We start from the raw sequence: 14797 nt of genomic DNA, 5'->3' as shown, positions 1-14797 counted from the left end.
GCCGTCAGCCCGTCGCCGTGCCGTTGTCGTCGAGCAGCTTGCGGTACCAGGCGCGCAGCTCGTCGCCGCCCTTCTTCTTCCAGTCGGAGACGGCCGCCTGCATGTCGCTGATCTTCTTGCGGCCGCGGACGATGTCGTCCTCCAGCTGCTCGAAGTCGTTGGAGAGGTTGGTCCAGCGGCTGGGCTCGGTGATCTGCATGCCGTAGAAGGCCGACTTCTTGGTGAAGGCGCCCATCCGCTGCTGCCACTCGACCTGGCCCTTGGCGATGTCCGGGAAGTCGGGGTGGGCGATGGTCGAGGCCGGGCTCGCGACCATCACGAAGGCGTTGAGGACCTCCTGGTTGCCCTTGTCGTTCTTGACGGGCACCCCGTCCTTGACGCTGTAGTGCGTGCCCTCCACCCCGTAGTTGGTGAGCATGTACTCCTTGGTGCCGTACGGGGCGGCGGTGACGTTCGCGACGGCCAGCACATCGCGGATGACGGCCTCGGAGGCCTTCTTGTTGACGAAGGCGAAGATGTTGGCCGGCTGGGTGGCGTAGATGACCGGGTCCGCGTCGCCGTGGCCGAAGATGTCCATGCCCCAGATCCGGAAGTCCGGGTTCTGCGCCGCCTGCGAGGCCTGCTGCCCGTACCAGCTGGAGATGTCGTTGTTGTAGATGAGGAACTCGCCGGCCGCGAACTTGGTGCTCGGGTCGACGGCCTGGCTCTTGCCCAGCTTGAAGTCCGGGTGCACGTAGCCGGCGGCGAACAGCTTGCGCGTCCACTCCAGCGCCTCGAGGTACGCGTCCAGCTCGATGCGGTTGACCAGCTTGTCGCCGTCGAGGATCCAGCCGAGCGGCTTCTCCCCGCCGGACGGGACCCCGAAGCTGTTGAAGGCGGTCCACTTCATGTCGCCGCAGGCCCACACCTTGGCCTTGGCGTTGGTGATCTCCTTGGCCAGGGCCGTGAACTCGTCCGTCGTCGTCGGGACCTCGTAGCCGTTCTTGTCGAACAGGTCCTTGCGGTAGAAGGGCACGATGTTGGTGACGTAGGACGACGGCATCGGCAGACCGCGCAGCTTGCCGCCGAAGAGGGAGCGCTGCCAGGCGTCGGTCGGGATCGCCGCGAGGTTCGGGTACTCCTTGACCTTGTCGCCGGACAGGTACGGGCCCAGGTCGGCGAACTTGCCGAGGATGGCGCTGGGTATCTTGCCGCCCATGTTCCAGCCGGGGACGACGACCACGTCCGGCACGTCGCTGGAGGCGAGCACGGCGCCGAGTTTCTGGTCGTAGGTGTTGCCGTCCTGGTTCTGCCAGACGACGTCGACGCCGATGAGGGCGTTCATGGCCGTGTAGTAGGCGTTGTCGCCCTTCGGCGGCGAGCCCCAGAACGGCGACATGACGGTGACCTTGCCGCCCTTGCCGAGCTTCTCCTGCACCGAGGTCTTCAGCGTGGCGAGGTCGAGCTTGCTCGTGAAGCCGACCGAGGAGCCGTTCTTGGACGGGATGTCGGGCGTCACCACGTTGCTGGCCACGTAGGCGGGCAGGAGCTTCTTGGCGTCCTTGCCCGAGGTGGTGCCGTCGCGCGAGCCGCTGTCCGTGCCGCCGCAGGCGGCAAGCAGCGGCATCCCTCCCGCCACCGCGGCGGTGGCGACCGCCGTGGAGGCGAGGAAGCTTCTCCGGCTCGGGCCGGAGGAGGCGGAAGCGGCGTTCGGCGTCATTGCGTCAACCCTTCATGGCGCACCAGGACACCCGGCGGTGGCCGTCGGCTGCGGTGTCTCGAGTGGAACTGGCTGAGCTGAAGCGATCCTCCGACGAACGTCTCGTCGCGGTCCAGTCGAAGCGCTTCGATGTTGCTGCGAGGTTAAGTGAACACCCCGGGGTGCACAAGGGTCGCTCCCAACATTCCTCCGAGGTATCAGGGGCGACCTCTCCTTATGTGCCGCTTGAAATAGCGGTGAAGTCCCCTTGACACCCACCGCACCGTCGAATGAGCATCGAAGCGCTTCGAAAGAGCCTCCCCGCTCCACCGCAAAGGGATCCCCACGTGACCGCACACACGCCGCCCACGCCGCCGTTCCGCGACCCGCAGCTGCCGTTCGCGAAGCGCATCGACGATCTGCTGTCCCGGCTGACCCCCGAGGAGAAGGTCTCCTTCCTGCACCAGTTCGCACCCGCCGTCGAGCGCCTCGGCATCGCCGCCTTCCGCACCGGCCAGGAGGCGCTGCACGGCGTCGCCTGGATGGGTCCCGCGACGGTGTTCCCGCAGGCGGTAGGTCTGGGCGCGACCTGGAACACCGACCTGGTGCGCCGGGTCGGCGAGGCGGTGTCCAAGGAGGTCCGGGCGATGCGCGCCCACGACGAGCGGGTGGGGCTGAACGTGTGGTCCCCCACCGTCAACCTGCTGCGCCATCCGCTGTGGGGCCGCAACGAGGAGGGCTACTCCGAGGACCCCCGGCTGACCTCCGCCATCGCCACCGCCTACACGCACGGTCTGCGCGGCGATCATCCGACCTACTGGCGCACGGCGCCGGTCCTGAAGCACTGGCTGGCCCACAACAACGAGACCGGCCGGGACGTGACCTCGTCCTCGGTCCGTCCGCGCGTGCTGCACGAGTACGATCTGCGCGCCTTCCGCGCCACGGTCGAGGCGGGCGCGGTGGCCGGCGTGATGCCGGCGTACAACCTGGTCAACGGCCGCCCCAACCATGTCTCGCCGTATCTGCGCGAGCATCTGCGCACCTGGGCCGACGAGGAGCTGCTGGTCTGCTCGGACGCGGGCGCGCCCTCCAACCTGGTGGACTCCGAGCACTACTTCGACACCCACGAGGAGGCGACGGCGGCCGCGCTCGTGGCCGGCGTGGACAGCTTCACCGACCACGGCACGGACGGCTCGAAGATCGTCGCCCGGGTCGAGGGGGCCCTGGAGCAGGGGCTGCTGACCCCGGCCGACGTCGACGCGGCGGTCCGCCGCCAGCTCTCGGTCCGCTTCCGGCTGGGCGAGTTCGACCCGCACTACGACCCGCACGCCGGCACCGGCGAGTTCGACTCCCCGGCCCATCGCTCGCTCGCCGGGGAGGCCGCCGAGCAGGCGATCGTCCTGCTGCGCAACGACGGTGTGCTGCCGCTGGCCGCCGACACCCGGATCGCGGTGGTGGGTCTGCTCGCGGACGAGTGCAAGCTCGACTGGTACAGCGGCACGCTGCTGCACCGCTCCACCCCGCTGGAGGGCCTGTACGAGCGGTTCGGCGCCGAGCGCGTGGAGTTCGCGGAGGGTGTGGACCGGGTCCTGCTCAAGACCTCCGCGGGGACGTTCCTGAAGGTACCCGCCGCCCCCGAGGCCACCGACCGGGCACGCGGCGCCGAGGGCGCCCTCGACCCGGCGCTGCTCGCGGGCCGTACCGACCTGCCTCCGCTGACCGCGGACGCGACCGGCACGGAGCTCGCGCTCGTCGACTGGGGCGAGGGCGTGCTGACGCTGCGCGCGCCCGACGGGCGCTACCTCTCCGTCGCCGAGGACGGCTTTCTGCGCGCCTCCGCCGACCGGCCCGGCGGCTGGGTCGTCCAGGAGACGTTCCGCCTGCACCCCGTGGCCGACGCCGACGAGGGCTCCGGGAAGACCGGGAACACCCACGGAAACGGTCACCTCCTGCTGCACCTGGGAACGGGTCGCCCCCTCTGTGTCGCCGCCGACGGCGTCAGGGTTGCCGGGCCGGACGAGGAGAGTCCCGAGGTCGTCGAGGTCGTCGTCGTCGAATCCGGCGAGGACGCGGTGGCCCGGGTCACGGCCGGGGCCGACGTGGTGGTGGTCGTGGCGGGCAACGACCCGCACATCAACGGCCGGGAGACCGAGGACCGCACCACGCTGCGGCTGCCGGCCCACCAGGAGCGGCTGCTGGCGGCCGCCCGCGCGGCGAACGCGCGCACGGTGCTGGCCCTGGTGTCGGCGTATCCGTACGCGATCGAGCCGGGCCCGCTGTCCGCGGTGCTGTGGACGGCGCACGGCGGCCAGGCCGCGGGCACCGCTCTGGCGCGGGTCCTGGCCGGCGACGTCTCCCCGGCCGGACGCCTCCCGCAGACCTGGTACGCCGACGACGCCGATCTGCCCGACCTCCTCGACTACGACGTGATCGGCGCCCGGCAGACGTACCTCTACTTCGAGGGCACCCCGCTGTTCCCGTTCGGGCACGGCCTGTCGTACGCGTCGTTCTCCTACGCGGACCTGGCGGTGCGTGTCGAGGACGGCACGGCGCACGTCTCCTGCACGGTCACCAACACCGGGGACCTGACGGCCGACGAGGTCGTCCAGCTCTACACCCGCGCCGTGGATCCCTCGGTCACCCGGCCGCGCCGCGAGCTGCTCGACCACCGCCGGGTCACGCTCGCCCCGGGCGCGAGCGCGGCGCTCGCCTTCGACGTGCCGCTGTCCGCCTTCGCCTTCTGGGACGTGGCGCAGGGCCGGTGGCGCCTGGAGTCCGGCCCGTACGACCTGCTGGTCGGCGCGTCCAGCGCTGACGTCCGGCTGCGGACGACGGTCGCGATCGAGGGCGAACCGTCCGCCCCGCGCCCGGTCCGCCGGCGCGGTCTGGAGGCCGCCGACTTCGACGAGCAGAGCGGCGTCGAGATCGTCGACCGGACGAAGGCGTCGGGTGACGCGGTGACGCCGGCGGCGGGCGGGACCGGCGAACTGCTCTACCGGGCCTGCGACTTCGGCGACGGCACGACCGGCGTGACCGTGACGGCGGCGGGCTCGGGCACCGTGGAGCTGTCGCTGGACGACGGCCCGGTACTGGCCACGCTGACGGTCGCCGAGTCCGCGCGGGGACCGTACGAGCACGTCACCGTCGACGCCGCCTTCGGCGCCGGGGGCGTCCGCGATCTGCGCCTCGGACTGCGCGGCCCGCTGCGGCTGGCGCATGTCGGCTTCACCGGCTGAGGGTCCGGGGAAGCCGGCACGAAGAAGGGGTCCGGCACCGGAAGGCATCGGTGCCGGACCCCTTCGGGGACGGCGTGTGAGCGCCGACCAGGAGCCTATATGAAAATGGTTCCTATTAGCTGGAGGGTGACCTCAGAGCGCGAGGCCGGTCAGCACCAGCACGCGCTCGTAGGTGTAGTCCTCCATCGCGAACCGGACGCCCTCGCGGCCCACGCCGGACTGCTTGGCGCCGCCGTACGGCATCTGGTCGGCACGGTAGGACGGCACGTCGCCGACGATGACACCTCCGACCTCCAGCGCGCGGTGGGCGCGGAAGGCGACCTGCACGTCGTGCGTGAACACGCCCGCCTGGAGGCCGTACTTGGAGGAGTTGACGGCGGCGAAGGCCTCGGCCTCGCCGTCCACCTTCGTCACGGTGAGGACCGGTCCGAAGACCTCCTCGCAGGCGAGGGTGGTGTCCGCCGGCACGTCGGTGAGGACGGTCGGCGCGTAGGAGGCGCCGTCGCGCTTGCCGCCCGCGAGGAGGGAGGCGCCGGCCGCGACGGCCTCGTCCACCCAGGTCTCGACCCGCTTCGCCGCGTCCTCGCTGACCAGCGGACCGACGTCGGTGCTGTCGTCGGAGGGGTCGCCGGTGACCTGCGCCTCGACGGCGGCGACGATGCGGGGCAGCAGCCGGTCGTAGACGGAGGCGTCCGCGATGACCCGCTGCACGGAGATGCAGGACTGGCCGCCCTGGTAGTTCGAGAAGGTCGCGATGCGGCCCGCGGCCCAGTCGAGGTCGGCGTCGCTCGCGAAGTCGCCGAGGACCACGGCCGCGCCGTTGCCGCCCAGCTCCAGGGTGCAGTGCTTGCGCGGCACCGAGTCCATGATCGCGTAGCCGACCTTCTCGGAGCCGGTGAAGGAGATGACCGGCAGGCGCTCGTCCTGGACGAGGGCGGGCATGCGGTCGTTGGAGACCGGCAGGATGCTCCAGGAACCGGCCGGCAGGTCGGTCTCGGCGAGCAGGTCACCGATGATCAGGCCGGACAGCGGGGTCGCCGGGGCCGGCTTGAGGATGATCGGCGCACCGGCCGCGATCGCCGGGGCGACCTTGTGGGCGCACAGGTTCAGCGGGAAGTTGAACGGCGCGATGCCGAGCACGACACCCTTGGGGAAGCGCCGGGTGAGGGCGAGCCGCCCCTGGCCGCCGGCGTCGGTGTCGAGGCGCTGCGCCTCGCCGCCGTTGAACCGCCGGGCCTCCTCGGCGGCGAACCGGAACACGGAGACGGCACGGCCGACCTCGCCGCGCGCCCACTTGATCGGCTTGCCGTTCTCGGCGGAGATCAGGCGGGCGATCTCCTCGGTGCGCTCGGCGAGCCGCTTGCTGACGTGGTCGAGGGCGGCGGCGCGCACATGGGCCGGGGTGGCGGCGAACTCGTCCCGCACGGCGTACGCGGCGGCCACGGCCTCCTCGACCTGCGCGTCCGTCGGCACGCTGACCTTGCCGACGAGACGGCCGTCCCACGGCGAGGTGACGTCGAAGCTGTCCTCGCCGGTGACCTGGCGGCCGGCCAGCCAGAAGGCGTGGGTGGCTCCCACATTCTTTTCCTGGGGCATTGAGTCCGGCCCTTCCGCTTAGGGGGTGTCCTGTGGCTTTCGAGCTCCACGGTAGGGGCGGGAGGCCGCAGGAGCGCTTGTCCGAGTCGTACGGGTGGACGGTCCGGGTGCGCCGGTTTGGCACGGTCGTCCCGCTGCCGCCCCGGGCCCCTCCCGCTCCGGCCGTGCACCCTCCGGACCCTCCCGCTCCGGCCGTTCACCCTCCGGCCGCTCGCATTGCGGCCGTTCACCCTCCGGCCTCTCCCGCTCCGGCCGTTCGCCCTCCGAGCGCTCGCGTTGCGGCCGCTCGCGTTCCAGGAGGAGCCACAGCGCCCCGAGCAGCACCGCGCACAGAAACCAGCTCGCCACGACGTCCAGCGGCCAGTGGTAGCCGCGCCGGACCAGCCCGTACGAGACGGCCAGGACGAGAAGAGCGCTGGTGGCGAGAGCCAGCCACCGGGCGAACGCGGTGCGCAGCCACGGCAGCAGGACCAGCGCGGCCGCGCCGTAGGCGACGGCCGCCGTCGCCGTGTGTCCGGAGGGGTAGTAGCCGGTGGCCGGGGGCACGGCGGGCGTACCGGGCCGGTCGGTCCACAGCTTCAGGGGGACGACGACCAACGGCACCAGCGCCATCACGGCGAGCGCGGCCAGGGACGGCGCCCACCAGCGCGCCACGCCCGCCGCCCTCCCCCGCCACGCCGCGTATCCGGCGACCAGCACCAGGACGGGCACCGCGATCTGCACCTCGCCCAGGTCGGCCAGCAGCTCGGCGGCCCGGCCGGGACGGACGAGGGCGCGGCTGAGGCGCTGGTCCTGGCGCAGCAGCGGGCCGCCGGCGACGACCTGCCAGGTGATCAGCGCGAAGAGCAGCGCGGGCGGCAGGAGGCCGAGGACGGCACGCGTCGGGCGGAACGGACGGGACGGCATGGGCCCCAGCTTGTCAGGGGCGGCCGGACGGCGGAAAAGGAATCCGGAGCGAAAGCCCCGATCGGGGACCCGGAGCGGCAGCGCGAAGCGGGAAGCGGGAAGCGGACCGGGGGTCCGGAGCGAAGACCCGGACCGAAAGCCCTGACCGCAAGCTCGGATCGCCGGGTCCCGGAGGGCCGGGTCCGGAGGGCCGGGTCCGGAGGGCCGGGTCCGGAGGGCCGGGTCCGGAGGGCCGGGTCCGGAGGGCCGGGTCCGGAGGGCCGGGTCCGGAGCGAAAAAAGACCCCGGATTCGGATCCGGGGTCTGCTTTCCGTGGTCTGCACCAGAGGAGGAGGTCGGCCACCCCGGAACAGGGGGGGTGGTTCCGGGGTGGCCGTCCGGACCGGAGTGCCGGCCGCCCCGGGGGGTTTGGGGCGGGCGGCCGTCCGATCGGTGTGGAGATCCGAAGCCGGAAGCTCCGGTTGTGTGCGCGAGGGCACGACCAGGTCGAAGCTGGGGAGGCCCCGGCCTGGATCCGCCCGCAGTCCCCTGCGGACGGGGTGTATCTCTCATCTGCAGAGAACCTACGGCAGTGACAGGCGGTACGACAGGCCGTATCCCGTCCCGCCATCCTCCTCGCACACCTTCTTCACACGCTCTGCGGGCGCTGCGAATCAGCTGTGCGGGACCTGGGCTCAGATGCGCGCGAAAGCCTGCTCGATGATGTCGAGGCCCTCGTTCAGCAGGTCGTCGCCGATGACGAGCGGCGGCAGGAAGCGCAACACGTTGCCGTAGGTGCCACAGGTCAGGACCAGCAGGCCCTCCTGGTGGCAGGCCTTGGCCAGCGCGCCGGTCGCCTCGGGGTTCGGCTCCTTCGTCGTCCGGTCCTTGACCAGCTCGATCGCGATCATCGCGCCGCGCCCGCGGATGTCGCCGATGACCTCGAACTTCTCCGCCATGGCCGAGAGACGGCCCTTCATGACGGACTCGATGTGCTTCGCCCGCGCGTTGAGGTCGAGCTCCTTCATCGTCTCGATCGCGCCGAGCGCGCCCGCGCAGGCGACCGGGTTGCCGCCGTAGGTGCCGCCCAGGCCGCCCGCGTGCGCGGCGTCCATGATCTCGGCGCGGCCGGTCACGGCGGCGAGCGGCAGACCGCCCGCGATGCCCTTCGCCGTCGTGATCAGGTCCGGGACGATGCCCTCGTCCTCGCAGGCGAACCACTGGCCGGTGCGGCAGAAGCCGGACTGGATCTCGTCGGCGACGAAGACGATGCCGTTGTCGGACGCGAACTTGCTGATGGCCGGGAGGAAGCCCTTGGCGGGCTCGATGAAGCCGCCCTCGCCGAGCACCGGCTCGATGATGATCGCGGCCACGTTGTCCGCGCCGACCTGCTTGGTGATCTCGTCGATGGCCTGCGCGGCGGCCTCGGGGCCCGCGTTCTCGGCGCCGGTGGGCCAGCGGTAGCCGTAGGCGACCGGGACGCGGTAGACCTCGGGCGCGAACGGGCCGAAGCCGTGCTTGTACGGCATGTTCTTCGCCGTCAGCGCCATGGTCAGGTTGGTGCGGCCGTGGTAGCCGTGGTCGAAGACGACGACCGCCTGCCGCTTGGTGTAGGAACGGGCGATCTTGACGGCGTTCTCGACGGCCTCGGCGCCGCTGTTGAACAGCGCGGACTTCTTGGCGTGGTCACCCGGAGTGAGCTCGGCGAGGGCCTCGGCCACCGCCACGTAGCCCTCGTAGGGGGTGACCATGAAACAGGTGTGGGTGAAGTCGGCGAGCTGGGCGGTGGCGCGGCGCACGACGGCCTCGGCGGAGGCGCCGACGGACGTCACGGCGATGCCGGAGCCGAAGTCGATCAGGCGGTTGCCGTCGACGTCCTCGATGATGCCGCCGCCCGCGCGCGTGGTGAAGACGGGGAGCACCGAACCGACACCGGCCGCGACCGCGGCGGTACGGCGGGCCTGGAGTTCCTGCGACTTCGGGCCGGGGATGGCGGTGACGACGCGGCGCTCCTGCGGAAGGGCGGTCATGAGGGGCTCCTGGGGTGTTGCGGACACTTTCGTTCTTTTCTCGCAGGCTAGGACGGGGAGTGGAGGGTGGGCATGCTCCATGTGGGCGGTGTCGGCGCGGCGGCTTGTCCGTCATGGACAGTGCCGCCGGACGGCCATCGTCACGGGCCCGGCCGCGTAAGCGGTGAACTCCCCTTGCGGGCGCGTTAGATTGACTCGCTGATGGTGGACGGAGCGGCTGGTCAGGGGGCACGGGCGATGGACAGCGACGGGACGCAGGACGCGCGGGGTACGCAGGCGGATCCTGTGCCGCGCCCGGCGGGGCCGGCGCGGCCGCCCTCGACGCCGCCGCGGCCGGACCGGGCGCCGGGCGTACCGCCCGCCCCCGGGCACGCCCCGCGGGCCGCGTCCGCCGTCGCCGACTGGCTCGACGAGGCGCGCCCCGCGGCCGGGACCGGGATCTGGCGCTTCGGGTACCGGCCGCCCAAGGCGGCCCGGGCGACGGAGCGGCTCGCGCCGGTGACCGTCGTCGGCATGCTGGTCCCGCTGGTCGTCGCGCTGGTCCTGTGGTCGCTGTGGCGCCGCGGCGGGCTGCCGTACCAGTTCACCCTGCTGCGGCTGTTCACCCCGGACGACTGGTGGTGGGGCGGCACGATCGCGTCCCCGAAGTCCATGGAGGGCGCCGAGGCGCGCGTGGTGTACGACGGCCTGTTCTTCGCCGTCCTCGTCTACGGGATGGGCCGGCTGGGCAGCTGGGCGCACGCCGTGCGGCACTTCGTGGGCCGCCGGCCGCAGCCCGCGCGGGCCCTGGTCGCCCTGCTGGGCGCGCTCGCCGCCCTCAGCTTCGTCTTCCCCGACGCCTTCGGGGTCGGCTGGGACGCCCTGCCCGTCATCGACCCGCTGTTCTCACTGATCGTCCTGATCTCCGGCAGCTACGAGCTGTTCGCCTCGCCCCTGTTCACGAACGCGCTGTACGCGGTCGTCACGCTGCTGGTGCTGTGGCCGTTCGCGAAGGTCGGCGGCTGGTGGGCGTACGCGCAGGAACGACTCGCCGCCCGGCGCGCCGGACCCGGCCAGGACGCCCCCGCGGTCGAGCGTCCGCGCTCCCGGTGGCCCGAGCTGCGGGACGCGGGGCAGTACGAGGCGGCCGAGCTGCTGACCGCCGAGGTCGCCGCCGGCCGGCTGACCGACGTGGACTGCGTCCGGGTACGGCGGGCCTGGACGGCGGGGCTCGCCGACTTCCGGGAGACCGTGCTGCGCCAGGGCGGGGCGGCCTGGACCCACCCCTCCGGCGCCCGCGACCTGCCCCGGCGCGCCGCGCGCCACGATCTGCTCACCGGGCAGGTCCGCGTCGGCCGCTGGGTGGCCGCCGAACGCACCCCGGCCGCCTATCACGACGCGGGCGCCGCGCTCGGCCCGGAGGTGCTGGGCACCTCGCTGCTCGCCGTCGGGCCGTCCGGATCGGGCAAGACCCGGACCCTGGTCGAGCCGCTGACCGAGGCGCTGGCCCTCCAGGCGCTCACCGGGGCGTGCGCGGTCGTCGCGGTCTCGTCGCCCGGGGGCGGCCGGCTCGGCTCCGACTCCGCCTTCGACGTCATCGTCGGGATCGGGGACCCCGCGTCCGTGCACGACCTGGACCCGTACGCGGAGTCCGAGGACCCGGACGAGGCGGCCGAGATCCTCGCCGAGGCGCTGGTCGGCGACCTCGACACGGTGAGCGGCCAGAGCGCGACGACGGCGCTCGCCCAGCTGCTGGGCCCCTACCGGAGCGCGCACGGCTGCTTCCCCACCCTGCCCGAGCTGCGTGAGCTCCTCGAAGGTGAACCGGCCGCGCTGGCCGCGCTGCGGGAGGCCGTGGCCGGTGACGAGGTGATGCGCCGTGAGCTGGAGGCGCGCGCCCGCCAGACCGGGACGCCGGGCGACGCGGGCCGGGCCCTCGCCGACCGGCTGGCGCTGCTCAACCGTCCGGTGTTCGCGGAATTCTTCGGCGGCGGCAGCAACGCGCACCGGGCGTTCTCGCTGCGCGCCGTGGCCCACCACCCGCTGCGGGTCCGCGTCGACCTGCCGGAGCGGGGGCACGAGGAGGCCGCCCGGCTGATCACCCGGCTGGTCCTCGCCCAGTTCCACACCGTCGTACGGGAACGGCGCGACCACTTCGCCTGTCTGGTCCTGGACGACGCGACGGGAACGATCACCGACGGGGCGGTGCGCCGGCTCCAGCGGCTGCGCTCGCAGAACGCGGGCGTGGTGCTCGCGCTGCGCTCGATCGGCGACGTCCCGGAGGCGCTGCACGGCCCGCTGTACGGGGCCGTCGGCTGCCGGATGGCGTTCTCCGGCATCACCACCTGGGACGGCAGCAGGTTCGCGCAGACCTGGGGCACCGAGTGGGTGGAGACGACCGAGGTCGCCCAGCACACCGTCTTCGCCGATCAGCCGATGACCCGCGCCATCCACGCCCTGCGCAAGCTGGTGACCGGCAAGGCGGTGACCACGGACGCGGTGACGGTGCGCCAGGTGGAGCGGGAGCGGTGGTCGGCGTCCCGGCTGGCGCACGAGGTGCCCACCGGCCACGCCGTGCTGTCGCTGACCGATGTGCGGGGCGAGCACGCGCCACCGCTGCTGGTGGACCTGCGCGGCTGAAGGCGCGTCCGCCGTCCGTACAGTGAGGCAGAATCGGGAGAGACCGTTCATACGCGGCGGCCAAAAGATCACGCCGCCGCTCCCTCCCCCGACCTGAAGGCCCCATGCCTCCCACGCTCGCCTCGCTCGTCCATCACTCCGCGCTGAAACTGACCGTGCGGGCGGGCGAGGACCGCCTGGACGTGCCGGTGCGCTGGGCGCACGTGAGCGAGCTCGCGGACCCCGTGCCGTACATGGAGGGCGGGGAGCTGCTGCTGATCACCGCGCTCAAGCTGGACGCCGAGGACCCGGAGGCCATGCGGCGCTATGTGCGGCGGCTGGTCAAGGCCGGGGTGGTCGGCCTGGGCTTCGCCGTCGGCGTCAACTACGCGGACATCCCGAAGGCCCTCGTGGACGCGGCCGAGGAGGAGGGGCTGCCCCTGCTGGAGGTGCCGCGCCGCACCCCCTTCCTCGCCATCAGCAAGGCGGTGTCGGCGGCCATCGCGGCCGATCAGTACCGGGCGGTCACGGCCGGGTTCGCGGCCCAGCGCGAGCTGACGAAGCAGGCGCTCACGGACGGCCCGCAGGGCCTGCTGCGCGCGCTCGCCGCCCAGGTCGACGGGTGGGCCGCGCTCTACGACGCCTCGGGCGCCGTCGTGGCGTCCGCGCCGGAGTGGGCGGGCCGGCGCGCGGCGCGGCTCACGGCGGAGGTGGAGCGGCTGCGGGAACGGCCGGCCCCGGCCTCGGTGGTGGTGGGCGGCGGGGGCCCGGAGCACTCGGGACCCGACGACCGGCACGACGACCGGGTCGAGCTGCACTCCCTGGGCACCGGCCGGCGCCCGCGCGCCGCGCTCGCGGTCGGCACCGCGTCGGCTCCCGGCACCGCCGAGCGGTACGCCGTCCACTCGGCCATCGCGCTGCTCACGCTGACCACCGAACGCTCCCGCTCGCTGAACGCGGCGCAGCAGCGGATCGGCGCGGCGGTGCTGTGCATGCTGCTGGCGGGCGAACCGGACCACGCGCGGGCCGTCGCCGGGGACCTGTACGGCGGTCTGCTCGACGCGCCGTTCCGGGTGATCGTCGCCGACGCGACGGGGGCGCCGGCCGCGGCCGGAGGAGGCGCGGACCCCTTCGACGGTCTCACCGAGGTGGTGGAGTCGGCGGCCGCCCGGGCCGGGGAGGCCGTGCTGGTGGTGCCCGAGGGCGACCGGCTGGTGGCCCTGGTGACGGACGGGGGCGCGGCCGTGGAGGCGTGCGCGCAGTACACGGCGACGCTGGAGAGCGCCCGTGCGGCCGGGGGCGTGGGGCCGGAGTCCGGCGACGAGGGCGGACTCGTCGTCGGCCTGTCCGCGCCGGCCGGGCCGATCGCCGCTGCGGCGGCGTACAAGCAGGCCGAGCAGGCGCTGTCGGTGGCGCGGCGCCGGGGCCGGGTCTTCGTGGAGCACGAGCAGCTCGCGGCGGGCTCCGTGCTGCCCCTGCTCGCGGACGACGCGGTGAAGGCCTTCGCGGACGGTCTCCTGCGCGCCCTGCGCGAACACGACGCGACCGGTCGCGGCGACCTGGTGGCCTCACTGCGGGCCTGGCTCTCCCGCCACGGCCAGTGGGACGCGGCGGCGGCCGACCTGGGCGTCCACCGGCACACCCTGCGCTACCGGATGCGGCGGGTGGAGGAGATCCTCGGACGTTCCCTGGACGACCCCGACGTCCGGATGGAGCTGTGGCTGGCGCTGAAGGCGACGTCGACGGAGTAGCAGGGCGGACAGCCCGGGGCCGGACCGGGCGAGATGTCGAACCGGGCGAGCCGGGCGAGCCGGGACAGGCGGCGACATCGGCGGCGCGGCACGGCGGGCACGGCAAGGCAGAGCCGGGCGGAACAGGGCGGAACAGGGCAGGCCGGAGCGACAGGGTCGGTCGCTGTCCCCGGCGGCCCGCGTCGGCACGGACACGCGCAGGGACCACACGCATACGCACGCACACGCGCACCCACCGGACGCCGTGTGCCGGGCGCCCGCGAGCGAGCGGCGCAGCGTGGAGCGGCGGTTCCGCGCCGGGGACGGAGGCGTCCGCGTCGGCCGCACGGGCGGCCGACGTGAAAGGGATCTGCCGTGCCTCCCGATCGGGGGACGTGGAGGCACGCCCGTCCCGCCCCGGCCGGCGGCCGGGTACGGCGGCGAAGGTGTCCGGCCGGTCAGCCGTCCTCTCCGGCGGCCGGGCCCGCCGCCGCCTCGTGCATCGCCAGTTCCAGCAGGGCCGCGTCGGTCAGGGTGCCGGAGCCGTCCGGCGGGACCAGCCAGCGGACCCCCCGGGTGGAGCGCCCCGGATACGGCACGACGATCCAGGTGCCGGCCCCCGCCGTGCGGATACCGGTGCCGAGCCAGCGCGCGGCCGTGCCGGGCGCCACGAAGAAGCCCATGCGGTTGTCTCCGAAGTCGACCAGCACGGGGCCCGGCCGGTGGAGGATCCGGGTGAGGACGTCGAGCGTGGGATAGCCGAGCTCGCCCGGCAGGATGAGTACGTCCCAGGCCTTGCCCGCGGGCAGCAGCGCCACCCCCAGGGGGTTGCGCTCCCATTCCCGGCGGCATGCCTCGGGATCCGGTGCGACGGATGCCAGCCATTCGACAGCCGTCTTCGCCCCAGTCATGAGAAGACCTCCCTCTCTCTCGTGGACGCGGTCGCGTCACGAGGGAGAGGGAGGTCCCCGGCGGGCATTACGCGGGTCGGGGCCACCCGTTGGGGTGAACCGGGTCACGCCGGCCCAAAAGCGGCGAGGCGCC

Annotated in this window: 8 protein-coding genes and 1 pseudogene; 3 read left to right on the top strand and 6 right to left on the bottom strand. The window is 73.3% G+C overall.

Going from position 1 to position 14797, the window contains the following annotated elements; genetic code table 11:
• Positions 1-4: 4 nt before the first annotated feature.
• Positions 5-1699, bottom strand: coding sequence for an extracellular solute-binding protein (locus tag J2X68_RS21855; protein WP_310434208.1), 1695 nt, complete (start codon positions 1697-1699; stop codon positions 5-7).
• Between the two features lie 326 nt (positions 1700-2025).
• On the opposite strand from J2X68_RS21855, the gene J2X68_RS21850 reads away from it, so the two are divergent.
• Entirely contained in the window at positions 2026-4914 is a 2889-nt protein-coding gene (locus tag J2X68_RS21850; RefSeq protein WP_310434207.1) for a glycoside hydrolase family 3 C-terminal domain-containing protein, read from the top strand.
• 132 nt (positions 4915-5046) lie between these two features.
• Here J2X68_RS21850 and J2X68_RS21845 read toward each other — a convergent pair whose 3' ends face one another.
• The 4 genes and pseudogenes from J2X68_RS21845 to gabT form a co-directional block, all read right to left on the bottom strand.
• A complete protein-coding gene (locus J2X68_RS21845; protein WP_310434206.1) occupies positions 5047-6492 on the bottom strand; it encodes an aldehyde dehydrogenase family protein in 1446 nt (481 codons plus the stop codon).
• A gap of 36 nt (positions 6493-6528) precedes the next feature.
• Positions 6529-7416, bottom strand: coding sequence for a phosphatase PAP2 family protein (locus tag J2X68_RS21840; protein ID WP_399040512.1), 888 nt, complete (start codon positions 7414-7416; stop codon positions 6529-6531).
• Positions 7417-7749: 333 nt separating this feature from the next.
• Positions 7750-7968 (bottom strand): annotated as a pseudogene (locus J2X68_RS21835) (phosphoesterase); the annotation flags it as partial.
• 122 nt (positions 7969-8090) lie between these two features.
• Positions 8091-9425: a 4-aminobutyrate--2-oxoglutarate transaminase gene (gene gabT / locus J2X68_RS21830; RefSeq protein WP_310434205.1), complete on the bottom strand. Its 1335-nt coding sequence runs from the start codon at positions 9423-9425 to the stop codon at positions 8091-8093.
• 237 nt (positions 9426-9662) lie between these two features.
• Here gabT and J2X68_RS21825 point away from each other — a divergent pair, with 237 nt between their 5' ends.
• Together J2X68_RS21825 and J2X68_RS21820 are read left to right on the top strand one after the other, a co-directional pair.
• On the top strand, positions 9663-12044 hold the full coding sequence (locus J2X68_RS21825) for an ATP/GTP-binding protein (RefSeq protein WP_310434204.1): 2382 nt from the start codon (positions 9663-9665) through the stop codon (positions 12042-12044).
• A gap of 104 nt (positions 12045-12148) precedes the next feature.
• Complete coding sequence (locus J2X68_RS21820) at positions 12149-13774, top strand: PucR family transcriptional regulator (RefSeq protein ID WP_310434203.1); 1626 nt, start codon at positions 12149-12151, stop codon at positions 13772-13774.
• A 437-nt stretch (positions 13775-14211) separates the two neighbouring features.
• On the opposite strand, the gene J2X68_RS21815 is transcribed toward J2X68_RS21820, so the two are convergent.
• Positions 14212-14664 (bottom strand): hypothetical protein, encoded by a 453-nt coding sequence (locus J2X68_RS21815; RefSeq protein ID WP_310434202.1) that lies wholly within the window; start codon positions 14662-14664, stop codon positions 14212-14214.
• Positions 14665-14797 lie beyond the last annotated feature (133 nt).

This window comes from Streptomyces sp. 3330, assembly GCF_031456635.1.
Taxonomy (GTDB): domain Bacteria; phylum Actinomycetota; class Actinomycetes; order Streptomycetales; family Streptomycetaceae; genus Streptomyces.
This window is presented reverse-complemented; position numbering and strand designations above follow the sequence as displayed.